Here is a 24,888-nt window from a genome sequence, read left to right on the forward strand (position 1 = left end):
AATGCACGTGTCCTCAGACTACTGCAAACGGAATTGCAGGTGTAATCAATAGTTTAAACTATAGTCACACAATCACTTACACGACTTTTCGTGTCACACATCGGGATCGAAATACGAAAGTCCGCTGACACCGCCAAAATAGAGTATATTATCATTTCCTCTGAAATAGGCTCCGTCGGCAAATTCATTGTTTTGTAAACCGTCGTTTACTGTATAGGACTTTATGGTATTGTTTTTCTGATTAATAGACGATATTCCGGCATTGGTGCTTATCCATATGGTCTGGTTTGTATCTTCCAACACCCCGTGTATGGTGTTGTTGGGCAAATACTCATTGTCGGTAAATTCTTTGATTTCGGCAGAATCTCCATTTAATATAATGTGGTTCAGGCCGTAACTTGTTCCTATCCATAAATTCTTGTGCGAATCCATTTGTATCGACAAAATATCATTGTTGGTAAGCGAAATATTATAAATATCATCCCAAGATGTAAATGAGTTTGTTTTTGTATTGAACTTATAGACGCCACCTCCACGCGTGCCTATCCAGAGATGTGTTTTATCATCATCAGGCATCATGGTGTATATAATGTTGTTATTCAATGCATTTTGTGTATTCTCTGATGTGAATTGCGTTACGTTCTTCATCGAATACGACTCCTTGTTTTTGTATAATTCAATTTTTATTAAACCGTATCCCGACGTTCCCAACCATAAAACAGAATCATTATTGGTAAAACAGATACTATAAATTGATTTGAAATATACACCACTCGTACCATTGAGCTTTTCTATTTTGTTTGTTTTACCTTTCAGAATGGTTATACCTTCGCCCTCACTGCCTATAAATATATCGCCCGCCTGGTTTTTCTTCACAACGTATATAGAATTGGATGTTAACCCGTTGGATATATTCAGGTAATCAATCATTTTAGAGGCATCTTTTTTCAGTAGTTTTATGCCATCACCTTTTGTTCCTATCAGTATATTCTTATCATCCGTTTCACAAAAGCTCCTGACCGGATGATTCGTTTTGATGCTTTTAAATGGTGAATTGTGCTCATATATCTCATATAACCCCTGTCCGTCAGTCCCAACCCACAAGATATTCTGACTGCCTATGTAGAGGGAGAATATAGACGTTTTGTTGAATAAATCGCCCGCTACGACAGACTGTGTACGCTCTCTAAGATCGTATTGCTCACAGCCTCCTTCATAATAACTTACGTACAACGAATTATCGTGGAATACGATTTGAGATACCTCTTTGTTCTTATCTACATCAATGGTGGTTGGATAACTATTCTCTTTATCTATAATCTTTATATGCCCACGATAATTCAAAATCAACTTGTTCTGCGTAAGGAAAATATTGGAAACGGGTACGGTTTGCTCAATAGCTTCCGGCTTTAAGTCAATCACAATACCATCACCCTCATGATTAATCTTCCCTTGCCAGACCTTTAGCGAGGCAGTCAGGAAAAAGATATTATTATCACTGTCAATCGCAAAGTCTTTCAGATCACTATCTAAATTCGGGATAGTCAACGGTTTGAATTCCTGCGTATCATTATTAAAATAGAAAAAACCTGCTTCGCGAACGTAGCAGACTATTTTTTGGCGAGAGGTTTTAGATAAAAGAAATGATTTCTCATGTTTGGGTATGGGATAATCATTCCCGCAAAAATAAGAGTCGAAATTCTGATTCTCTGCATTCCATCGGTTAATTCCGTAATCGGTTGCAAACCAAATGCGTTCTGCGCTTTCTTCTACAATCTGCCGGATAACGTTATTACTTATCGAGTACGGATTATTTTTATTGTAACGGTACGCTTTAAACTCTCGCCCATTATAAGCATTCAACCCATCCCAGGTGCCTATCCACAAGGTAGATCGTGAATCCTCAAAAATGCAGTTGATGGAATTGTTTGATAGCCCATCAATGTTCGAAAGCTGTTTATGAACAATTTGTGCATAAACCGGGGTTATTATTGTCGATGCCAATAATAAGAGAAGTATGCTGGTTCTATATAAAAATAAAAAAGCCGTTGAACTCATACCACAAAGATATTCCTTTTTAGTACAATTACTCTCGAAAAGAAACTCAAAAAGATGTTTTATAGCACGTGTATACCATTTTGGAAATATAGCATACTCTTTCCATACGTTTCTTATATAGGTTTGTTCCGGAAAAAGTTTCAATCAACAATTAAAAAGTCAAATATGGATATTGCAAGAAGATTTAAGCAAAACCCTTTATTAAGACCCTCAGATCTGAGACCCGGAATCGAAGGAATGGAAATAACCTGCCTTCTTAATCCCGGTGTTTTTCGTCACGATGGAAAAACATGGTTATTGTTGCGCGTAGCAGAACGCCCAACACAGAAAAAAGGTATAGTCAGTTTCCCGGTATATAACAAAGAAGGAAAAATAGAAGTTCTTTCTTTCGATGAAAATGATCCGAAACTTGATGCGTCTGACCCTCGCGTGATAGGATATAATGGTAAAAACTACCTGACCACCCTGTCGTATCTCCGTTTAGTATCGAGTCCGGACGGTATCAGTTTCAAAGAAGAGACAGCATATCCTCCCATTTTTGGAGAAGGAGAATTAGAATCGTTCGGAATAGAAGATTGTCGTGTTGCAACCACCGATGAGGGATTTTTCCTCACTTTTACAGAGGTATCACCCGTTGCTGTTGGAGTAGGTTTGATTCATACTAAAGACTGGAAAGACTACACACGTCATGGCATGATTTTCCCACCACATAATAAAGACTGTGCTTTGTTTGAAGAAAAAATCAATGGAAAATACTTTGCTTTGCATCGTCCAAGCAGTCCTGAACTGGGAGGAAATTACATCTGGATAGCGCAATCCCCTGATCGTTTGCATTGGGGTAATCATAAGTGTATTGCTACCACACGCGAAGATATGTGGGATTGTGCACGTGTAGGTGCTGGTGCTGCCCCGATCAAAACAGAAAAAGGCTGGCTTGAGATTTATCATGGAGCCGATTTCAATCATCGCTATTGCCTCGGAGCATTGCTCCTCGATTTGAACGATCCGACTAAAGTATTGGCACGCAGTGAACAACCTATCATGGAACCGGTTGCAGAATATGAACAGACAGGTTTCTTTGGAAATGTGGTCTTTACGAACGGTCATTTGATAGATGGCGATACAATTAAAATGTATTATGGCGCCAGTGATGAAGTGATATGCGGAGCAGAGTTTTCTATTACCGAAATATTGAATACCCTGAAATAAACAATCTGTAATGAACAAACTTAAAAAAGAATATTTATTCTTTAAGGGACAGGAACTCAATATGCAGACCTTGCTCAAGACTAACATGATCTATGCGCTGGTTCTGCCGGTGGTCGAGATTTTTGTTGGAGCATACATCATGCGCAACACAAGTGACCCTATATCTGTGGCTTTTTATCAATTATTTATGTATATCGGAATTGTGGTAACATCCCTGATTAACGGGTTTCTACTACGATCTATAAATGTAAAATATTTATATGCCGGAGGAATATTGGTAAGCGGTTTTTCAATGTTTGCCATGATGTCTATCCAGTCATTGGGATTTATGGAACTTGGTGTAGCCGGATTTGTAATGGGTGCTGCTGCCGGTTTCTTCTGGACAAACCGGTATTTACTTACCTTGAATAATACGACTGATGATAACCGGAATTATTTTTTCGGGCTTGAATCCTTTTTCTTTTCCATTGGCTCCATCACCGTTCCTCTGATCATCGGTGCATTTATTAGCCGGATTGATGGTAAAGAATTGTTTGGCTATGAAGTAAATATCAACCAGGCTTATCAAATAGTGACATGTATGGTTGTAGTGCTTACCGTTCTGGCCTGTGTAATACTTTGGAAGGGTAAATTTACGAACCCGGTACAGAAAGACTTTCTCTATTTTCGCTTCTGTAGCTTGTGGAGAAAGATGTTACTGCTTTCATCTTTAAAAGGGATGGTACAAGGTTTTTTGGTTACCGCTCCTGCAATACTGGTTCTGAAATTGGTAGGAGATGAAGGAGCGCTTGGACTCATTCAGGGAATTAGTGGAGCGTTGACAGCCGTTCTGGTTTACATATTAGGGCGTGTGGCAAAACCCAAAGACCGGACTAAAATTTTTGTTGTGGGATTATTAATCTTCTTCATTGGTACGCTATTCAATGGTATACTGTTCTCGGCAACAGGGGTTATCGTTTTTGTGCTTTGCAAAGTTGTTTTCCAACCTTTGTTTGATCTGGCTTATTTCCCGATTATGATGCAAACAATAGATGCCACATCTAAAATGGAAAAACGAAATGAATATGCTTATATCCTGAGTCATGAATTCGGGTTATTTTTGGGACGTGCATTCGGTCTGATATTATTTATCGCACTGGCCTATCTTATTTCGGAAGATTTCGCTCTTAAATATGCTTTGGTAATGGTTGGTGCATTACAACTACTGGCCTATCCTCTGGCTAAGAATATCATAAATGAAACCTCTAATACGAATAACACCGATGAGTAAAATTTTGCAATTATTGACTGGCTCAGCATTATTGCTGACCTTCTCCTGCTCTGAGAAGCAGGCTGATTTTGGTTCTAAGGTCGAACAAGTATCAATCAACAGAGTTGATTTGATGCCTGATATGCCTGAAACGATTAAAATTCTGGATTGGAAGGCTAAGGCTCTTTCTTTTGATAGTTTTGTTTTCGACTGGAATAATAAAAGTGAAGTAGGTCCTTTGATCTGGCTTGATGATAATCGTCGTAATATTGATCAAACTACATTCGGATTGTACACAGCCGTTAAAGATATTCGTCAGGGCAAGAATCACAACGGAGAATTTCACGAAAGTCTGAATACGCTCGCGGCATTGCTTGGAGCCGGTTTGGTTGGGGTAGATAAAACCAATCAGGATGGATACAATTATGTAAAAATGTCGCAGAACTACTTCAATAAAGACAGCGGCTGGAATATAGTTATGAACAATACCTATTCTACCGTTGCCGGTTTGGGTGGAGGCTATGGCCGCGACTGGTGGTATGATGTATTTCCAAATGCATTGTATTATGCCCTTTGTGATGTATTCCCCGGAATTGAAGGTGCCGATGAAATTCAACGAACAGTAGCCGAACAGTTTGTGAAGGCCGATTCGGTTTTGAATGGTAATTACGACTATTCTTTCTTTGACTATGGACAAATGAAAGGAATAGTCAACCATATTCCTTTGCAGCAGGATGCCGCAGGTGGACATGCTTATGTGCTACTGAATGCTTATCATAAGTTTGGAGATCCCCGTTATCTGAAACATGCCAAAAGCGCTACAGAAGCACTCCTGTCTCAGAAAGAAAGCCCTTTCTATGAAATATTATTGCCTTTGGGGGTATATGTTGCAGCGTATTTGAACGCAACAGAGAATACCAATTACGATGTACAGAAACTACTGGACTGGACTTTCGACGGATGCCAAAACCCGGAAGGTCGTAATGGTTGGGGAATTATTGTCGGAAAGTGGGGCGATTATGAAGTAAACGGATTGCAGGGGAGTATTACAGATGGAGGCGGTTATGGCTTCCTGATGAACAGCATCAAACCTGCATGGCCTTTTGTGCCGATGGTTAAATATCAGCCTCAATATGCCCGTGCCATCGGGAAATGGATGTTGAACAATGTAAATGCATGTCGCTTATATTTCCCATTAGAAATAGATGATGCCCACCAATGGGCACCGGAATTGAAAAATATTACGAACAATAATATCTCATACGAAGGTTTGCGCTATGCCGATGATTACGGTAAAGAATCATTGAAAGGAGTAACTCCTGTGGCCATAGGTGATGGTCCCAAATGGATAAAAGGCAATCCGACCGAAAGTATGTTCAGTGTATACAGCTCCTCTCCAATGGGTATTTTCGGAGCAATTGTAAGAGAAACAAATGTAAAAGGTATCCTTCAACTCAATTGCAATGCTACAGATTTCTACGCACAGAAGCCATACCCTACTTATTTGTATTATAACCCTTATAAGGAAAGCAAATCCGTAGACTTTGAGGCAGTAGGCGATGTGGATTTATTTGATGTGGTAAGCAAAACCTATACAGCCAGAAATGTTTCCGGTAATGTAGAATTTGAGATACCTGCCGATGAAGCTTCTCTGATTGTAGTACTTCCCGCAAGGACTAAATTAACTCTGGATAACGGGAAAATTATAGCTGCCGGACAGCATATAATTGCATATAAATAATTATTAATTATACAATTTCATACTATGTTAAAACGTTTATTGATTTACTGTTTTATGTTCACGATGTGCATTCATTTGTTCGCACAAGAAGTAAAAACAATCTCCGGGGTGGTCAGGGACGCATCCAGTGGAGAAACACTAATGGGAGCCATCGTCATGGAACCGGGTACCACAAACGGAGTCTCTACCGATCTTGACGGTAAGTTTACACTGAATGTCAAAGGCAATAAAGTTGTATGTTCTTACGTGGGTTACGTTGAGCAATCTCTTACTGTAGATAAATCGGCAGTATTGAATATTCAACTGCAATCCAACAATGAACTCGATGAAATAGTCGTGGTGGGTTATGGTGTGCAGAAAAAAAGCGACCTGACGGGCTCTATCTCTTCCGTCTCAAGTAAGGAGATCAAAAACTATGCGGTATCCAATGCCTCAAACCTGTTAGCAGGAAAAGCGGCAGGTGTATATGTTGCCGCAAGTTCAGGACAACCGGGTGCAAATTCCATTGTCCGTGTCAGGGGAATTGGTACTGTTAATGATAATAATCCTTTGTATGTGGTTGATGGTCAGTTTCTGGACAATATCAACACATTGAATCCTGCGGATATTGAGCGTATGGAAGTGTTGAAAGATGCTTCAGCCTGTGCCATCTATGGTTCGCGTGGTTCGAATGGGGTCATACTCATAACGACCAAACAGGGAAGCAAGGGAGAAACAACGGTCACTTTAGATGCTTATATTGGAATAAAGAATAGCTATAAAGCACTAAAGATGATGAATAGCGACCAGTACTACGATTTTATAACCACCTCTTACGGTGATGCTATTGATCCTTTATTCAAGCATCAGTACGAAAACGGATATAACACCAACTGGTGGGATGAAGTTACACAGACAGGGTTTACGCAGAACTATAATCTAAGTATACGCAAAGGTTCCGAAAAATCCCGTTCGTCGTTGAGCGCTGGTTATCTGAGCGATGAAGGAAGTATTATTACGACCAAATTCGATCGTTTATCCCTCCGGTTTACGCAAGAATATGATCTTAGCGACCGTATTACCGTAGGAGCCAATGTCAACCTGGCCAAGATGGAATCGAAGGATATCAATCATTTATCTTCATTCGATTATATTCAGAAAGCCGACCCATTTACTCCGGTTATTAACCCCTTGGTCGACCCTAATTCAGAAAACTACCAATATAACAAATATGCACCTACAGGCTGGTCGTTCAACAGCAATCCGGTAGAACTTATTCGGGCAAGAGACCGGAACGTGGAAAACTTCAATGTTTTAGGAAATGCATATGCCAGCGTAAAGTTGCTGAAAGGTTTAACTTACCGGTTCCAGTTTAGTTTTGAAAGAAACAACACTCAATCGAAAGATTTTCAGCCGACGGTATACCCAACCTTCTCAGCCGATCATATAACGAATTCTGTTGGTAAAATAAATACGGATGCCAAACTGTACAATGAGAGCAGAGTGATGCTTAATACAATAGTAGAGAATCGTTTGAATTACTATTTTACTTCCGGGAAACACAGTTTTGATGTAATGGGAGCTTTCACTTACGAAAGAAACAGGGAGAATTATTTCTCGGCAGAGAAATGGACATCCATTTCTAATGATGAGTCTTCTCAGGTACTGGATTCTTTTACAAAAGTAAACGACGCAAACGGAAAAAAGATCCATTCATCTATGGCTTCCTATCTCGGACGCATCAACTATTCGTTCGATGATCGCTATCTGGCAACTGCTAGTTTTCGTGCCGATGGTTCATCTAAGTTTGCCAAAGGAAACCGGTGGGGATATTTCCCATCATTCTCTTTAGGCTGGAAGCTATCAAACGAGGAATTTTTCAGAAACCTAGATATTGAGAATACGGTTTCCCAGATCAAGTTGCGCTTGGGTTGGGGGCAAATCGGTAACCAGCGTATCGACAGAGATGCCAGATTTACATTGGTTGGAACAGGAAATACTGATAAATGGTGGTTTGGTGACGGAGGATTTACCCAGGGATACGTTCCTACATACACAGGCAATGTTGATCTGAAATGGGAAACCAGCGAACAAATTAATGTAGGTGCGGATTTCGTATTGTTTGGAAATAAACTGGACGTGAGTGCCGATTTCTTTGTGAAGAAAACAAAAGATATGCTTTTACAACAGCCTATGCCTTCATTGGCAAGCTACTCCAATTCTCCCTGGTTCAACGCCGGAGATGTAAAGAATACAGGATTCGAGCTGGTCGTTAACCATCGCAACACCATCGGTGATTTTGGATATACCATTGGCGCAAATGTGTCGACGTATAAAACAGAAGTAGAGAAACTTAATACCGAATATCTCACAGGAAGCGCAGGCCGGACTGAGGTTGGCGGACCTATCGGACGATTTTACGGCTACAAACAAATAGGAATATTCCAGAATCAGGCAGAGATTGATAACTATAAAAGCGCTTCGGGAGACTTACTTCAACCCAATGCAAAACCGGGCGATTTCAAGTTTGCAAAACTCAAAGGTGATGGACCTATAAATGATAATGACGACCGTACATATATCGGAGATCCCAATCCCGATCTTATCTATGGGTTCAACTTAGGCTTCGACTATAAAGGCTTTGATTTGACTATGGCCTTTCAAGGAACCCTTGGCAATGATATCTGGAATGTAAGCAGAGGTAGTCTGGCTACAGCCGGACAACAAAATGCATTGGAAGAAGCGTATACCAAAGCCTGGCGGAAAGAGGGCGATAAAGCTACATACCCTCGTATGACTAAAACAGGAACGAATGATAATTTCCGGGCATCTTCGTTCTATGTGGAAGACGGATCTTTCCTTCGTATGCAGAATATTCAATTAGGATACAATCTGCCTCCGGGCTTGTGTGCTAAAACGAAATTATTCTCTACCTGCCGTGTCTATGTCAGCGGACAAAATTTGTTCACTTTAACTAAATATTCAGGTCTTGATCCTGAACTGGGAGTAGACAATCCGTTGAATATGGGAGTAGACCAAACGCGCTACCCGTCGGCTCGCACAATAACTTTTGGTGTTAATTTACAATTCTAATCTGATAAACATTATTATAATATGAAAAGAATATCAATTATAGTCTGTACTATCACTCTTTTATTCGTTTCGGGATGTTCGCTGGACGAATCTAACTATGGGAGTGTGGACAATACAAACTTTTATGAAAAGCAAAGCGACATTGATTATGCACTTACCGGAGCATACCTCCAATTGCGCCAGACCTGGAATGAATGGGCGCTGAATCATTATTTTATAGGCGATTGCAATACGGATGATGCCATAAACGGAGGAAAGGGAGAAACCGATAAAAAGGAATTATACGATCTTTCGACGTTCAATGTTTATAGTACAAATAGTTATGTAAGTAAGCGGTGGGACATTCTTTATGCCCTCATCAACCGTTGCAATGACGTTACTTATTATGCTCCCAATGCTACCGGTGATCCGGCAATTCTGGAAAGATACATCAATGAAGCAAAACTCTTGCGGGCTTTTGGGTATTACATGTTGGTTACGTCGTTTGGAGGGGTGCCCTTGTTTACAGAACCGCTCACTCCCGAACAGGCGGTGTATATAACCCGGGCAACTGAAGAAGAAGTCTATACACAAATTATTGCTGATCTTACCGATGCTTCGGATTTGCCGGCCAAAGGAGAATATCCTTCCAGTGATCAATACAGAGCTACCAGCGGATTGGCAAAGGTGTTGTTAGGCAAAACCTATATGTTCAGACGTGATTATCCAAACGCAGAGAAATACCTGAAAGAAGTGGTAGACTCTCGTAAATACGATCTGCTTCCGGATTATGGACTGAACTGGACCAAAGAGAACGAAAATAGTATCGAATCTGTTTTTGAAATCCCCAATAAGGTTGAAAATAAAGCGGTTGAGACAGGAACAAATGTGCCCCACTATTTCATTAGCCGTAATAATGTGCCTGGTTATCAGGGTTATGGTTACCATGCACCATCACAAGACCTCTATGATGCTTTTTCTCCTGACGACCCTCGTATTACGTATGTATTTACACAAACGGGCGACCGCTATGTTGGCGATACGCAAACCCAAAGTAACAGCGCTGAAAGTGGTTATCAGGATTATAAACTGACTGTCCCTGCTATAGACAAAATCGGATTCGATGTTTGGATGATCAGTTACAACATCCGTTTGATTCGTTATTCAGATATTCTTCTGCTTTATGCAGAAGCGCTGAATGAAAACGGTAAATCCGGTGAAGCTTTAACTTATTTGAATAAAGTGAGACAAAGGGCACGGAATACTAATCCCGAAGATCCACGAAGAGATATGCAAGTGTATATTCCGGCGACTAATCCTGCTACATCATTGCCTGATGTGACTACCACAGATAAAGTTGAGTTGAGAAATGCTATCTGGTATGAACGTCGTTGTGAACTGGCGATGGAAGGATGGAGACGCGAAGATTTGTTGCGGCAAAAACGATTCGGTGAAGTAATGAAAGCATATGCTGCCAAATATAATACCGAAAAAGGTGCTAATTTCAATGATGCCAGAGACTATTTATTGCCAATTCCTCTGGCGGAAATTGATAAGACGAATGGGCGTTTGGTTCAGAATCCACATTATTAGTCTTAATGAGTGTGTGTCATAAGTCGGTTAAATCCCTTCGTCATTGGTAACGGAGTGAAGCAATCCAGGTTCTACCCTTTGTGGCCTGGATTGCTTCGGGTAAACCCTCGCAATGACGTGACGAAATAGGCTTATGACACACACGTTTTGTCTTTGAACAGAGTATCAACTTAGATTATATAATCTATATTTCCTGACAATAATGAAGAAATTTAATTTTACTTTCTTGCTCCTGCTCATATTTGTTTCTTCCGTTTGCGGACAGCAACAATACCGCAGGTCTGTACAACCAACAAAGAATCTAATAGTAATGATCCCGGATGGTACCTCAATCGGTGTGGTATCTGCCGCCCGTTGGTATAAAACCTACAATAATCAGGGAAATACGTTAGCCATAGACCCCTATCTTTGCGGAACAGTAAAAACACATTCTTCAAATGCTCCTATAGGTGATTCTGCTCCTACAACGGCGTGTTATATGACCGGACAGCCCCAACAAACAGGAAATGTATCCATTTATCCTGTAGCAGACCCCGGAAATGACCTTGTTCCGATAGATGCATCAAAAGCATATCAACCGTTGGCCACATTATTAGAGGCAGCGAAAATAGAGCAGGGAAAAGCTACCGGTTTGGTTGTAACTGTCGAATTTCCTCATGCTACTTCTGCCGATTGTTCTGCTCATTATTACAACAGGGGTAAGTACGAGTATATCGCCTCTCAAATGGCTTACCAGAATTTAGATGTTATGTTCGGAGGAGGTAATTCTATCCTTACCGAAGACATAAAGCAATATTTCAATAATACAGGGGCAAGATTGATACAGAATAATGTTTTGGAATTTAGGAATTTCAATGGAAAAGAGAAAATATGGGCTTTATTTGAAGATATGGCCCTGCCTTACGACTTAGATAGGGATGCTGAACAAATACCCTCTCTAGCCGAGATGACGGATAAAGCCATTAAAAGATTATCTCAAAACGAAAAAGGTTTTTTTCTTATGGTCGAAGGTAGTAAGATTGACTGGGCTGCACATGGCAACGATGCTATCGGTTGTATTACAGAGTTTCTGGCTTTTGACGATGCTGTGAAGGTTGCAATGGATTTTGCTGCAAAAAACGAAGAAACGACTGTCATCGTACTACCAGATCATGGAAACAGTGGATTTAGCATTGGCCGGTATGGCCTGCCCAGTTACGACCGGGCTACTATTCACGATTTATTTGGCAATATATCCAGATACAAAATAACAACTGAAGGGCTTGAGAAAATGTTACTGGTAGCCAAATCTGAGGACATGAAAGGAATATTCAAAAAGCATTTGGATATAGACTTGACGGATGAAGAATATGAACTTTTGCTTCGTTCTAAAAACAACCAGGAAAGTAATTACATGGAAAAAAGTAACAGTATAAATCTCTGGTCGGCTATAACCAGTATAAAGAACTCACGAACTTATTTTGGTTTTACATCAGGGGGGCATACAGGTGAGGAGGTTTTTCTTGCAGCCTATCATCCTGAAGGAAATATTCCTATCGGTATGAATACCAATATTGAGATTAACCAATATCTTCAGGCTGCTATGGGACTGGAAAAACCTTTAAGTAAACTTACAGAGGAAATTTTTGCAAAACATACTCATGTTTTTGATGGGTGGGAATGCATGATCAATAAATCAAGCGGTATGCCTGTTTTAACAGCAAAGAAAGGAATGGTCGAAATCGTAATTCCTGCATTTAAATCTGTGGTTTATGTAAGTGGTAAGCCAGTTCATTTAAAATCGGTAATAGTTTATATTGATAAAAATGAAACCTTCTATCTTCCCGCAAATTTACTTTCGATTGAAAAACATTCTCCGGTTGAAAATTAATAAGAAGTTGCAGGAAAGTATGATTGTATATTCATATCAATAATCATTTTGCGTGAGATAAAGATTGTGTAATATTATCAACTCCAATTTACATCTGTTAAAATAGAATTTTGTTAATTAACTTTGTGGTATAAAACCGAATAAAAATCTTATTTGTTATATAATTGATTCTCTATATGTGTTTTGTAGAGTGTTAATATTCAATGTTTTAAAAGTGTGTATTATGGATTTATATTCAGGGCTACCATATTGGGTCGCTAAAAACTCTTTATATAATTATTTTAATCCGTTGGAGCGGGATCATTCAACTGATGTTTTGATAATTGGCTCTGGTATTACTGGTGCCCTTGTTGCTCATGAACTTTGTCGGTCGGGAATAAAATGTACTGTAATTGATAAACGTACTCCATCAACTGGAAGTTCCTCAGCCAGTACAGCCTTGCTGCAATATGAGATAGATGTTCCTTTATATAAAATGGCCGGAATGATAGGTGGAGAAAAAGCTCTTTTAGCTTACCAATGTTGTTTACAGGCAATTTCTGATGTTCGAGATGTCTTTGAAAGTATAGGAGTGAATCCTGACTACGAGCGTGTTCCCAGTCTTTTTTATGCAAGCAATAAGAAGGGGGCTGGAATCATAGAAAAAGAGTATGAGATACGGAGAAAAAACGGTTTACCTACAACCTTGCTTTCGGCAAAGGATATAAAAGAAATGTATGGCTTTGATGCTCCTGCTGGTTTATTGAATGATGCATCTGCACAGATAGATGCTTACCTGGCTGCCACTGTACTTCTTGATTTCCATATGACCAAATCTGGTTTGACGCTTTTCACTCATTCTCAGATTGTGGAGTGGAATAAAAAGAAGTCGGAATATGAACTACTCTCTGATAATGGACATAAAATAAAATGTAAATACGTGGTTGTAGCTGCCGGATTTGAGGCAGGTACATTCCTGCCGGAGAAGGTGATGCAGTTGACATCAACATATGCTTTAGTTTCAGAACCTGTCTTTCCGGAATTAATATGGCAGGGGAGGAGCTTATTGTGGGAAACTAAAGAGCCTTATATTTATATCAGAACAACGAAAGATAACCGGATAATTGTTGGCGGTGAAGATGAAGAGTTTCGTGATCCTGTAAAGAGAGATAAGTTGTTGAGAAAGAAAACTGAAAAGTTGGAAAAGAAAATTCAGGCATTGTTTCCACATATACCTTTTAAAACAAGTATGGCGTGGTGTGGTACGTTTAGTTCTACAAAAGATGGCTTGCCTTATATTGGAGAATGGCCTGGTAGGGAGGGAATGTTTTTTGCTTTGGGATATGGTGGTAATGGTATTACATTTAGTATGAATGCTGCGCAAATGATCCGTAACCGGATTTTAGAAAAAGCAGATAAAAGGTATCAGGTTTTTGGTTTTGAGAGGTATCAGAAATAGATATGGCTGCAAAAGAAAAGAATTATGATGGATTGAGAAATATTTTTCAGTCAGACATTTGTTAGTTTAAAAAATATACCTATCTTTGCATCGCTTTAAGAGAAAAGCATACGGGCGTTTAGCTCAGCTGGTTCAGAGCATCTGCCTTACAAGCAGAGGGTCGGCGGTTCGAATCCGTCAACGCCCACTTAAAAAAAGCAGTTACATAATGTAACTGCTTTTTTTGTATGACGGGTATATCAAACTTGCCTCTATCGGCAACATATTGTACTCAAGCACCCATCAAAATGGAATGAGCAACAACAGGTCCGAGCTCAAGTCCTATTTGAAGCCTATCCTAAGCTCAAACAAGCCTATGAACTCTCCCTAAAACTGACCGAAATATTCAACAAGAAAACTTCGCCTGACGCCGCAAGGCTGCTATTAGCTAAATGGTATATGATACGGGGGCAAGCAAAAGCGACACCCTGCCGGAAAAGAAAAAAAGAGAATCAAAACTTTGATTCTCTTTTTCTTGAGAGCGGAAGACGGGGCTCAAACCCGCGACCCTCAGCTTGGAAGGCTAATGCTCTATCAACTGAGCTACTTCCGCAACATTAAAGTGGGCAAAGATGGATTCGAACCACCGAAGTCGAAAGACAGCAGATTTACAGTCTGCCCCATTTGGCCACTCTGGTATTTGCCCTTTTTTCTAATGCGGTACAAAGATAGTGCTATTTATTTAAACTCCAAGCAAAATCTATCATTTTTATTGCAGTAATTGCACATTCATCCCCCTTGTTACCGAGCTTTCCACCGCTTCTGTCCTCAGCTTGCTCCATAGTCAGGGTGGTAATTAAACCGTAAATCACTGGTACATCGCTAGTTGTATTCAGTTGGGCTATTCCCTGGGTAACTCCCATGCATACATAATCAAAATGTGGGGTGTCTCCTTTAATTACACAACCTAAAATAATAACAGCGTCCAGGTCGCAGTTTTCCAACATCTGGTTTGCACCATAAGTCAGTTCAAAACTTCCGGGTACCGTTTTAACCAGAATATTTTCGGGTTTGGCACCGTGCTTTTTCAGTGTTTCTACTGCTCCTTCAAGAAGCTTACCGGTAATGTTAATGTTCCATTCGGAAACAACGATACCGAATTTCATTTGCTCTGCGCTGGGCACGGAGTTCAAGTCGTAGTCCGACAAGTTATGATAAGCTGTTGCCATAGAGGTGGGTTTTTGAAGTAAAAAAAGCTATCCCATATGCTACAGGATAGCTTTTTTAATATTAAATGAAGTACTAAATTACTTTTGAAGGTTGGCTTTCTCGATATATTTATCAATATCCATAGCCTGATAAGAGTTGAAGTATTTGTCTTTAACCTTAGTATATACTTTCACTGCGTCGGCATATTTGCCTTGCTTTTCGTAAATGTTACCTGCCTGCATAAGGAAGATAGGACTTAACGAACCATTATCGGCCTGGTCGGCAGCTTTTACAAGGTAAGATGTAGCTTTATCCAGTTGCTCAAGTTTAGCATAGCTATTACCGATAGCACCTAGAATGGATGGAGCAACCATCATATCAGCACCGCTGAATTTATCCAGTTCTTTAATGGCTTTTTCGTACTCACCAAGATTTGCGTAGCAGATACCTGCATAAGCTCTGGCCAGATTAGCGGCTTTAGTACCACTGAACTCATCTGCAACTTTCAGGAATCCTTTGTAACCAATGCTATCGCCATTCAAAGCCATTTCAAAAGCGTCCTGTTCAAACAGTTGCTGACCTTTGAATAAAGCGGCCTGTGCTTTCTCTTCACGTGGCTCGGCATATAAGTTCTTATACATCAGAACACCAGCTACAATAAGGATGATAGCAGCCACGACACCAATAATAATATTCTTATACTTAATAATAAATGCTTCCGACTGTGTGAGTGCATCTTCTACATTCAATTCTTCTTTGTGGTTTTTCTGATTTGCCATTTTATATCGTTTCTTTTTGTTATTCTTTAAGACTTGGATATTTCGGTCAGCAAAATTAGCTTATTTATATATACAAAAGAAATTTAGCACCATCTTTTTTTCTTTTCCGGCCCCTAAACCCCGAAATTCTTTCTACTTTTGTAGACTAACGCTTAGGATGTTATATGATATTAAAACGTATATCCATACTCAACTATAAGAACCTGGAGGAAGTTGAACTGAACTTCTCCGGCAAACTGAATTGTTTTTTCGGGCAGAATGGTATGGGCAAGACCAATCTGCTGGATGCTATTTACTTTTTATCCTTCTGCAAGAGTGCCGGAAATCCGATTGATTCGCAGAATATTCGCCACGATCAGGAGTTTTTCGTGATACAGGGTTTCTACGAAACAGCCGACGGAACGCCCGAGGAGATTTACTGCGGAATGAAGCGCCGGCAGAAGAAGCAATTCAAAAGAAACAAGAAAGAATATACCCGTTTGTCGGATCATATCGGATTCATCCCGCTGGTTATGGTTTCGCCTGCCGATTCGGAGTTGATACTGGGTGGGAGTGAGGAACGCCGCAAGTTTATGGATGTTGTTATCTCCCAATATGATAAGGAGTATCTTGATGCGTTGATTCGTTACAACAAGGCTTTGCAACAGCGAAATACACTTCTGAAGAGTGAACTACCGGTCGAAGAAGAACTGTTTCTGGTTTGGGAGGAGATGATGGCGCAGGCCGGCGAAGTGGTGTACCGTAAACGAGAGGAGTTTATCCGCGAATTTATTCCGATATTCCAGAACTTCTATTCCTTTATTTCCCAGGATAAAGAGCATGTAGGGTTATCGTACGAGTCACATGCCCGCGACGCTTCATTGCTGGAAGTGATAAAGGAGAGCCGTGTGCGCGACAAGATTATGGGCTACTCTCTTCGGGGAATTCATAAAGATGAACTGAACATGCTTTTAGGAGACTTCCCCATAAAGAAAGAAGGTTCGCAAGGGCAGAATAAAACATACCTGGTTGCACTGAAACTGGCACAGTTCGACTTTTTAAAACGTACAGGACTGGCAGTGCCGTTGCTTTTATTAGACGATATCTTCGATAAACTGGATGCTTCGCGGGTGGAACAGATCGTTAAACTTGTTGCGGGCGATGGCTTTGGGCAGATCTTTATCACAGATACCAACCGTGAGCATCTGGACCGGATATTGTTTAAAATAGGAAGTGACCATAAGATATTTGAAGTGGTGCAGGGGCAGATTGGTGAGATGAAGGAGGAAAGCAATGAAACGGCGTGAAGCGGAATCTATAGGGCAACTTATTCATAAGTATCTTCGTCAGGAGAGTCTGGAAGGCCCACTGAACGAACGACGGTTGTTGGATTCCTGGCCGCAGCTTATGGGGCCACATATTGCTTCATATACCAAAGAATTATATATCCGTAACCAAACGCTGTATGTGCACCTTTCTTCTGCTGTGCTCCGGCAGGAGTTATTGATGGGCAAGGACTTGATTATCCGTAAGTTGAATGAGAATGTCAGGGCAATGGTGATTACGAACATCATATTTAGTTGAAAGTTGAAAGTTGAAAATTGAAAGTTACCATGCGGCATCGCAACTTTCAATTTTCAACTTTCAACTAAATAAAACCTCATCCATCCGTATATCAAGCTCTTCTGCGGGAACTTCATCTACAAATTGAAAAGGAAAGCAAACACCGATTTTGTGGGCGGTAAGTTTAGGCAACAGCCGGTCATAATATCCTTTTCCGCGTCCAAGGCGACAACCGGCAGTATCGAATGCAACTCCCGGGATAATAGCTAAATCAATACTGTCATAATCATGGAAAGGAGTCCCGGTTGGTTCCAGAATTCCATATGCTCCAATAGCCAGATCATTGGGTGAGGAGTAAGATCGCAACTCCAGTTCATCTTCTATAACTACCGGAAGAACAATCCGTTTAGATTTGCTCCATTTTTCAATGAAGTCGTGAGTATGGACCTCATCTTGCAGAGAATGGTATAGTAATATGGTATGGGCAGATTGAAACACCGGATGTTGCTCCAGTGTTTCAAGTATGCCGGTTGATAGTGCCTTAAGCGTAGAGCCAGATTGTTCGGTCTTCTGCCTTTTTATCTGACTGCGCAGTTCTTTTTTCCTTTCCTTCATCTTTCTTGTCCGTAGCAGACTCTTCAACAACTTCATTTACGGGAGCTTTAGGGAAAGCTTCACCTTTCTCCAATAGTTCCAATGCTGTGTTGACAGTGGCATCGCTCTTATTGAAGAATTTGATGTATTTTTCTTTGCCTAGCATATTATAAATAATATGTCCGTAAATGTTCTTTTCGAGTAACTTGTACGACTTCTGGATAAGGATATTTCGTCTCTTAACGTCTTTGGTTTCTGCGTATTTAACGAATTGCTCTATTATTCCCTGGCGACGTAAGTACTTCAAAAGCGACTCTTCATCTTCATAATCACTCAATTTACTGCGGTTTTTGTCGGTGTAATCGAAAGTAAACTGGTACATCAGACCTTTACTTAATACGGTACTCAGATAAGAAGAAACTCCGGTTGTATCTTGTGGAACGAAAATGTCGGGCATTATGCCCCCTCCACCGTAAACCGGACGGCCAAGACTGGTGTAGTAACGAAGGTTTTCGTCCATTTTAATGCTGTCTTTGGAGAAGAATTCACCGTGCTCGTAGCGGGTATAGACATCCATTTCGTAGTTGCTGTCTTTCCCGTTCTGGTATGGCTTCTGGATGGAACGTCCGGAGGGAGTATAGTATCTGGCCACAGTGAGGCGGATGGCCGAGCCATCGCTGAAATCTATCGGCTGCTGAACTAATCCTTTACCGTATGAACGACGACCGACAATCATTCCGCGGTCATTGTCCTGAATGGCTCCCGCAAAAATCTCACTCGATGAGGCGGAGGCTTCATCTACCAATACGACGATAGGAAGTTTCTGACAGCTTCCCGTACCGTTTGCGTAGTCATCTGTACGCGGATAGTTGCGTCCCTGGGCATACACAATCAGCTTGCCTTCGGGCAGAAATTCATTGACCATGCGCACTGCTGCTTCCATATATCCACCTGTGTTTCCACGTAAGTCGATAATGATTCCTTTGCAGTTTTTATGATGCAATACTGCCAGCGCGTTTAGTAACTCTATATGCGTACTACGTCCGAATTTGGATATCTGAATGTAGCCAAACTCATCTGTAATCATATATGCAGCATCTACTGTATTCTGTGGAATATCACCACGGACAATGGTAAAGAAGATAATTTCCTTTTCTGTTGCTCTTTTAACCCCGAGTTTTACTTGTGTACCTTTTGGTCCTTTCAGGGTTTTCATGGCGTATTGGTTGTTCAGCTTCTTGCCGACAAATGTACTGTCGTCAACAGTTACGATACGGTCGCCCGCCATGAGCCCGACTTTTTCGGATGGTCCTCCTTCGATTACGCTATTGATATAGACTGTATCTTCCTGGATAGTAAATTGTACGCCAATGCCACTGAAACTACTTTCCAACTCTGAGTTGATCGCTTCCAGATCTTTGGCCGGGATATATGTGGAATGTGGGTCAAGCTCTCCCAATATCTGCGGCATGGCTTCTTCAACAAGGTCGATCATGTTGACTGTATCTACGTACTGATCGTCTATAATGCGTAATAACGCATTGAGCTTGTTGGTAGAACCGTTAATGATTCCGAGCCGGTTGCCGGCAAAATGTTTGGCATAAAAGGTTCCGATAAGAATCCCAATCACTACACTCACTGCAATGACGATCGGGGTAAAACGGAATGTTTTTTTGGTACTCATATTTACATTTACAATTAGACAATTTACAATTTACGATTTACCGTGCGGCATCGTGATTTTCAACTTTCAGGTGAAATATATAATACTTCAATTCCGGCACGTTCCAATAGCCTTATTCCATCTTCGAGGCGATACTTCTCCGAATAAACTACCCGTTTGATGCCGGCCTGAATGATAAGCTTGGCACATTCTATACAAGGTGCGGCGGTAACATACATGGTTGCACCGTCGCTGCTGTTATTGGACCGAGCTATTTTAGTAATGGCATTAGCCTCTGCATGAAGCACATAAGGCTTGGTTATATTGTTCTCATCTTCACAAACATTCTCAAAACCGGAAGGTGTGCCGTTATATCCGTCGGATATAATCATTTTGTCCTTAACAATCAGTGCGCCCACCTTACGGCGTTCGCAGTAGGAGTTGTCGGCCCAGATCATAGCCATGCGGATGTATCGTTTGTCCAGTTCGGTTTGTTTTTGAAGTGTATTCATTACTGTTATTATTTAGGGGAGTAAAGAAGGAGGTATTTATCCGTACTACCTTCTTTAAAATAGATCGTCAGATTGCCGGCTGTGTCTCCCTCATATTTATATGCAGTCTTTATTGCCCGGATAAAAACCTGGCCTAAAAGATCTTCGTTTCCGGCCGGATCGCCTTGATTGGTTGAGAAAGCATTGTTACTTCCATTGGCATTCCATTTACCTGAGATGGTAGTATGAGCACCTCGTCCGGCATATTCGCCAGTGACACCATCATCTACTTCGGCGCCGGTGAAACTAATGGTGAAGTTATCTTTCATAGCCCATAACCTCATGGATTCTTTTTTAACTTCCGGACTTACGCCTGTAAAGTAGTCGTCAATGCAGACTTTTCCTTTAGAGGTGTATATATTGGTAAGCTTCCAGGTCTTCCCTGTGAAGATATCTAATACATCATCCGTTTGGTCGCATGCACTAAGTGCCGGCAATAACAAAAGCAGAAGTAAAGCGTATTTCAGTCTCATATTTTTTTTGTTTAGGTTTATTTTATTCCGTTACGAATAAGTAAAGCATCTGCTGTAGGCTCCTGTCCACGGAAGCGTTTGTAGAGTGTCATTGGATGAACGGTTCCACCTTTCGAAAGAATGTTATCCCTGAATGATTGAGCTACCTCCTGATTGAAGATTCCTTTTTCCTGGAACAAAGCAAAGGCATCTGCATCCAGTACTTCCGACCATTTGTAACTATAATATCCTGCACTATAGCCTCCGGCAAAGATATGCGAGAATTGGGTGCTCATACATGTACCATCAATCGGGAGCAGGTATTGTGCTTTTTTCCATGCTTCTCTTTCATATGCTTTCACGTCTTCTGTGAATGGGGTGTTGCGTGTGTACCAGGCCATGTCAAGCAAGCCGAAGCTAAGTTGCCTCAGGCAAAGGGTAGCTACATTGAAATTGGATGTATCTTTGATCCGCTGGATCAGGTCTGCTGGTATAAGTTCACCGGTTTCGTAGTGTCTGGCAAACGTATTGAGGAATTCAGCTTCGATTGCAAAGTTCTCCATGAGTTGTGATGGAAGCTCTACGAAATCGCGGTATACGCTTGTTCCGCTGAGACTTTCGTATACTGTATTGGCAAACATACCATGAAGCCCATGTCCGAATTCGTGTAGAAATGTCTCTACTTCATAGAAGGTAAGCAGTGCCGGTTTATCGGCTGTGGGTTTCGTGAAATTCATCACCAGAGTAACATGCGGACGGCTGTTCTCGCCTGTGTTTTCGTCTATCCACTGACTTTTGAATGTGCTCATCCATGCACCGGCGCGTTTTCCTGCGCGTGGGTGGAAGTCGGTGTAAAGCACGGCAAGGAATGAGCCGTCTTTGTCGAATACTTCGTATGCATCTACATCTTCGTGGTAAACAGAGATCTCGGGGTTCTTCTTGAATGTGATTCCGTATAACCTGGTGGCTAATCCGAACACGCCTTTCTTTACGTTTTCCAACTCAAAGTATGGACGCAGGATTTCTTCATTCAGGTTAAATTCCTTTTCCATCAGTTTGTTGGAGTAGTACGACCAGTCCCAAGGCATGATTTCGAAGTTTGGGCGTTCGATAAGTCGGGCCAGAGCTTTAACTTCCTCAACTTCTTGTTTTGCCTTAGGCGTGTATGCTTCCAGCAATTCGTTGAGTAATCCGTAGACCGCTTCATTGCTTTCTGCCATACTTCTTTTCAATGAATATTCTGCGTAGTTGTTGTAACCCAGTAACTGCGCAATTTCCATGCGGGTATTGGCTATCTGGCGTACAATGTCTTCGGTATTATATTCATTGTCGTGGGTACATTTGGTGTTGTATGCCATATACAGTTCCCTACGCAACTCTCTGTCGTTGGCATATTTAATGAAAGGGCCATAGCTGGGGGCATCCATTGTAAATACCCAGCCTTCAACTCCTTTTTCTTTAGCTGTATGTGCTGCTGCCTCGATTGCACTTTCCGGTAATCCGGCAAGTTGTTTCTTGTCTGTGATAACCAGCTTGTATTCATTGTTCTCCTTCAGGTTCTTTTCGCTGAACTGAAGAGATAGTGTGCTGAGTTTAGTGCTCAGTGCTTTATATTTTTCTTTCGCTTCTCCTTCAAGATTTGCTCCGCGACGAATGAAACTTTCATACGTGTTGTTTAATAGCATTTCCTGTTCTGGAGTAAGCGTTAGTTTGTCTTTTTGATCGTATACGGTTTTTATACGGGCAAAGAGTTGCTCGTTGAGATTGATGCTGTTTTCATGCTGGGTAAGTAACGGCATGATTTTTTGTGCCAAAGCCTGCATTTCATCATTTGTCTCGGCGCCGTTCAGGTTATAGAATACACTTGCAACGCGTTCCAGAAAACTTCCGGATGTTTCCAGTGCAACAATTGTATTCTTGAATGTCGGCGCTTCCGTATTATTTATGATATCATCTATTTCGGCTTGCTGGCGTTTCATTCCTTCAGTGAAAGCCGGTTCGTAGTGCTCCAACTTGATTTTCTCGAAAGGAGCAGTTTCGTGGAGGGTATTATATTTACCAAAGAATGGGTTTTGAGCTGATAGAGTACTCATCATGTAAATTGAAATCAGTGTTAAGTTTAATCTTCTCATATATAAAAGGATGTGATGTGATTATCCGTTTATTTGGGTGAATGGCAAAATTAGCAATTTTGTTTATTACTTTGATAAATAGGGGGTGGTTTTTAGTGATTATTCACCTCATATGATATAAAAAAAGACTGCGCCGGAAAGTACCGGGCAGTCTTTTGATATATTATGGTTAATCGAATTATCCGTTAACTTTTGCCATGTAAGCGATAAGCTCAAGACATTTGTTAGAATAACCCCATTCGTTGTCATACCAAGATACAACTTTAACGAATGATGGAGACAATTGGATACCAGCTTTTGCGTCGAAGATTGAAGTACGAGCATCACCGATGAAGTCAGAAGAAACAACTTCGTCTTCAGTGTAGCCAAGGATACCTTTCAATTCGTTTTCTGAAGCAGCTTTCATAGCAGCACAGATTTCAGCATAAGTAGTTTCTTTAGCCAGGTTAACTGTCAGGTCAACTACAGATACGTCCAAAGTAGGAACGCGGAAAGCCATACCAGTTAATTTACCGTTAAGCTCAGGAATTACTTTACCTACAGCTTTAGCAGCACCGGTTGAAGATGGGATGATGTTACCGGCAGCAGCACGTCCACCTCTCCAGTCTTTAGCAGAAGGACCGTCAACTGTTTTTTGAGTTGCAGTAGTAGCGTGAACTGTAGTCATCAAACCTTCAGCGATACCGAACTTGTCGTTCAATACTTTAGCGATAGGAGCCAAACAGTTAGTAGTACAAGAAGCGTTAGAAACGAACTGAGTACCTTTAACGTAAGAATCCAGGTTAACGCCACATACGAACATTGGAGTGTCGTCTTTTGAAGGAGCTGACATTACAACATATTTTGCACCGGCTTCGATGTGAGCCTGAGCTTTATCTTTAGAAAGGAAAAGACCAGTTGATTCAACTACATATTCTGCACCAACTTCGTTCCATTTCAAATCAGCAGGGTTTCTTTCAGCAGTAACACGGATTGCTTTACCGTTTACGATTAATTTTCCGTCTTTTGCTTCAGCAGTACCGTTGAAACGTCCGTGAACTGTATCATACTTCAACATGTATACCATGTATTCCACGTCGATAAGGTCATTGATACCTACGATTTCGATGTCATTTCTTGTTTGAGCAGCACGGAAAACCAAACGTCCGATACGGCCAAATCCATTAATACCTACTTTAATCATTTTGTTTAAACTTTTAAGGGTTTTATAATGTTTAGTTATTAAAATATGTAGAAGTACTGCATATTCTTTTTTCAAATTGCGCTGCAAAATTACAAAATAGTTTTTATATTCACACTTCAAATCATATTAAAATAAAAAAAAGATGGGAAAAAGTAACTTATTACAAGAATTTAAAACTTTTGCCATGAAAGGCAACGTAGTAGATATGGCCGTCGGGGTGATCATTGGCGGTGCCTTTGGTAAAATTGTATCGTCTGTTGTTGCCGATATTATCATGCCACCGCTGGGTTTGCTTATTGGCGGTGTTAATTTTACTGATCTTAAATGGGTCATGAAACCTGCCGAAATAGCGGCGGATGGAAAAGAGGTAGCAGCGGCAGTTGCACTGAATTATGGAAATTTCCTACAGGCTACTTTTGATTTTCTGATTATCGCCTTTTCTATTTTCCTTTTTATCAAGTTAATTAATAGATTAACGCATAAGAAGGAAGAAGAACCTGCTGCTCCGGCTGCACCTCCTGCACCAACGAAAGAGGAAGTGCTGTTGACGGAAATTCGGGATATACTTAAAAAGAGTTGAAAATTGAAAGTTGAA

The 24,888-nt window shown here is 40.8% G+C and carries 19 protein-coding genes, 3 tRNA genes and 1 pseudogene; 12 read left to right on the forward strand and 11 right to left on the reverse strand.

From position 1 onward, the window contains the following. Window positions 1-93: 93 nt before the first annotated feature. The gene (locus D0T87_RS21260) at window positions 94-2,004 is read right to left on the reverse strand and encodes a two-component regulator propeller domain-containing protein (RefSeq protein WP_163177884.1); all 1,911 of its coding nucleotides are present in this window, start codon (window positions 2,002-2,004) and stop codon (window positions 94-96) included. 219 nt (window positions 2,005-2,223) lie between these two features. On the opposite strand from D0T87_RS21260, the gene D0T87_RS21265 reads away from it, so the two are divergent. From D0T87_RS21265 to D0T87_RS25195, 9 genes and pseudogenes are all read left to right on the forward strand, one after another. Then, window positions 2,224-3,267: a glycoside hydrolase family 130 protein gene (locus D0T87_RS21265; protein ID WP_163177886.1), complete on the forward strand. Its 1,044-nt coding sequence runs from the start codon at window positions 2,224-2,226 to the stop codon at window positions 3,265-3,267. A 10-nt stretch (window positions 3,268-3,277) separates the two neighbouring features. Continuing rightward, the gene (locus tag D0T87_RS21270; protein WP_163177888.1) at window positions 3,278-4,537 is read left to right on the forward strand and encodes an MFS transporter; all 1,260 of its coding nucleotides are present in this window, start codon (window positions 3,278-3,280) and stop codon (window positions 4,535-4,537) included. After that, window positions 4,530-6,257 carry a hypothetical protein gene (locus D0T87_RS21275; RefSeq protein WP_163177890.1) on the forward strand — a complete coding sequence of 576 codons (1,728 nt, stop codon included), beginning with the start codon at window positions 4,530-4,532 and terminating at the stop codon, window positions 6,255-6,257. Before D0T87_RS21270 ends, D0T87_RS21275 begins: the two co-directional genes overlap by 8 nt. 24 nt (window positions 6,258-6,281) lie before the next feature. Continuing rightward, a complete protein-coding gene (locus D0T87_RS21280) occupies window positions 6,282-9,329 on the forward strand; it encodes a TonB-dependent receptor (RefSeq protein WP_163177892.1) in 3,048 nt (1,015 codons plus the stop codon). A 21-nt stretch (window positions 9,330-9,350) separates the two neighbouring features. Continuing rightward, entirely contained in the window at window positions 9,351-10,901 is a 1,551-nt protein-coding gene (locus tag D0T87_RS21285) for a RagB/SusD family nutrient uptake outer membrane protein (protein WP_163177894.1), read from the forward strand. Window positions 10,902-11,103: 202 nt separating this feature from the next. After that, window positions 11,104-12,771, forward strand: a complete 1,668-nt coding sequence (locus tag D0T87_RS21290; RefSeq protein WP_163177896.1) for an alkaline phosphatase — start codon at window positions 11,104-11,106, stop codon at window positions 12,769-12,771. Window positions 12,772-12,994: 223 nt separating this feature from the next. Then, window positions 12,995-14,209 carry an FAD-binding oxidoreductase gene (locus D0T87_RS21295; protein ID WP_163177898.1) on the forward strand — a complete coding sequence of 405 codons (1,215 nt, stop codon included), beginning with the start codon at window positions 12,995-12,997 and terminating at the stop codon, window positions 14,207-14,209. A 112-nt stretch (window positions 14,210-14,321) separates the two neighbouring features. After that, window positions 14,322-14,396 (forward strand) — tRNA-Val (locus D0T87_RS21300). Between the two features lie 77 nt (window positions 14,397-14,473). Continuing rightward, window positions 14,474-14,674: pseudogene (locus tag D0T87_RS25195) on the forward strand (transposase); the annotation flags it as partial. A 54-nt stretch (window positions 14,675-14,728) separates the two neighbouring features. Here D0T87_RS25195 and D0T87_RS21310 read toward each other — a convergent pair. The 4 genes from D0T87_RS21310 to D0T87_RS21325 all read right to left on the reverse strand — a co-directional run bounded on the left by D0T87_RS21310 (window position 14,729) and on the right by D0T87_RS21325 (window position 16,176). Further along, a tRNA-Gly gene (locus D0T87_RS21310) sits at window positions 14,729-14,801 on the reverse strand. Window positions 14,802-14,811: 10 nt separating this feature from the next. After that, window positions 14,812-14,894 (reverse strand) — tRNA-Tyr (locus tag D0T87_RS21315). Between the two features lie 28 nt (window positions 14,895-14,922). Beyond that, window positions 14,923-15,417 (reverse strand): 6,7-dimethyl-8-ribityllumazine synthase, encoded by a 495-nt coding sequence (gene ribH, locus D0T87_RS21320; RefSeq protein WP_163177900.1) that lies wholly within the window; start codon window positions 15,415-15,417, stop codon window positions 14,923-14,925. Window positions 15,418-15,495: 78 nt separating this feature from the next. Beyond that, window positions 15,496-16,176: a tol-pal system YbgF family protein gene (locus D0T87_RS21325; RefSeq protein WP_163177902.1), complete on the reverse strand. Its 681-nt coding sequence runs from the start codon at window positions 16,174-16,176 to the stop codon at window positions 15,496-15,498. A gap of 164 nt (window positions 16,177-16,340) precedes the next feature. Here D0T87_RS21325 and D0T87_RS21330 point away from each other — a divergent pair, with 164 nt between their 5' ends. Beyond that, window positions 16,341-17,462: a DNA replication/repair protein RecF gene (locus D0T87_RS21330; protein ID WP_163177904.1), complete on the forward strand. Its 1,122-nt coding sequence runs from the start codon at window positions 16,341-16,343 to the stop codon at window positions 17,460-17,462. Continuing rightward, on the forward strand, window positions 17,449-17,739 hold the full coding sequence (locus tag D0T87_RS21335; protein ID WP_163177906.1) for a DUF721 domain-containing protein: 291 nt from the start codon (window positions 17,449-17,451) through the stop codon (window positions 17,737-17,739). The genes D0T87_RS21330 and D0T87_RS21335 overlap by 14 nt, the downstream gene beginning before the upstream one ends. A 60-nt stretch (window positions 17,740-17,799) precedes the next feature. On the opposite strand, the gene D0T87_RS21340 is transcribed toward D0T87_RS21335, so the two are convergent. From D0T87_RS21340 to gap, 6 genes are all read right to left on the reverse strand, one after another. Next, entirely contained in the window at window positions 17,800-18,333 is a 534-nt protein-coding gene (locus tag D0T87_RS21340; RefSeq protein WP_163177908.1) for a 5-formyltetrahydrofolate cyclo-ligase, read from the reverse strand. Further along, window positions 18,260-19,996: a S41 family peptidase gene (locus tag D0T87_RS21345; RefSeq protein WP_163177910.1), complete on the reverse strand. Its 1,737-nt coding sequence runs from the start codon at window positions 19,994-19,996 to the stop codon at window positions 18,260-18,262. Before D0T87_RS21345 ends, D0T87_RS21340 begins: the two co-directional genes overlap by 74 nt. A gap of 59 nt (window positions 19,997-20,055) precedes the next feature. Continuing rightward, window positions 20,056-20,487, reverse strand: coding sequence for a dCMP deaminase family protein (locus D0T87_RS21350; RefSeq protein ID WP_163177912.1), 432 nt, complete (start codon window positions 20,485-20,487; stop codon window positions 20,056-20,058). An 8-nt stretch (window positions 20,488-20,495) separates the two neighbouring features. Beyond that, on the reverse strand, window positions 20,496-20,999 hold the full coding sequence (locus D0T87_RS21355; protein WP_163177915.1) for a DUF4847 family protein: 504 nt from the start codon (window positions 20,997-20,999) through the stop codon (window positions 20,496-20,498). A 17-nt stretch (window positions 21,000-21,016) separates the two neighbouring features. Then, window positions 21,017-23,110: a M3 family metallopeptidase gene (locus D0T87_RS21360; protein WP_239063816.1), complete on the reverse strand. Its 2,094-nt coding sequence runs from the start codon at window positions 23,108-23,110 to the stop codon at window positions 21,017-21,019. A 178-nt stretch (window positions 23,111-23,288) separates the two neighbouring features. After that, on the reverse strand, window positions 23,289-24,293 hold the full coding sequence (gap, locus tag D0T87_RS21365) for a type I glyceraldehyde-3-phosphate dehydrogenase (RefSeq protein ID WP_163177917.1): 1,005 nt from the start codon (window positions 24,291-24,293) through the stop codon (window positions 23,289-23,291). 142 nt (window positions 24,294-24,435) lie between these two features. Between gap and mscL the strand changes: the two genes are divergently transcribed. Then, window positions 24,436-24,873 carry a large-conductance mechanosensitive channel protein MscL gene (gene mscL, locus D0T87_RS21370; protein WP_163177919.1) on the forward strand — a complete coding sequence of 146 codons (438 nt, stop codon included), beginning with the start codon at window positions 24,436-24,438 and terminating at the stop codon, window positions 24,871-24,873. The last annotated feature ends 15 nt before the right edge of the window (window positions 24,874-24,888 follow it).

This window comes from Bacteroides sp. 51, assembly GCF_010500965.1.
Lineage (GTDB): Bacteria > Bacteroidota > Bacteroidia > Bacteroidales > Bacteroidaceae > Bacteroides.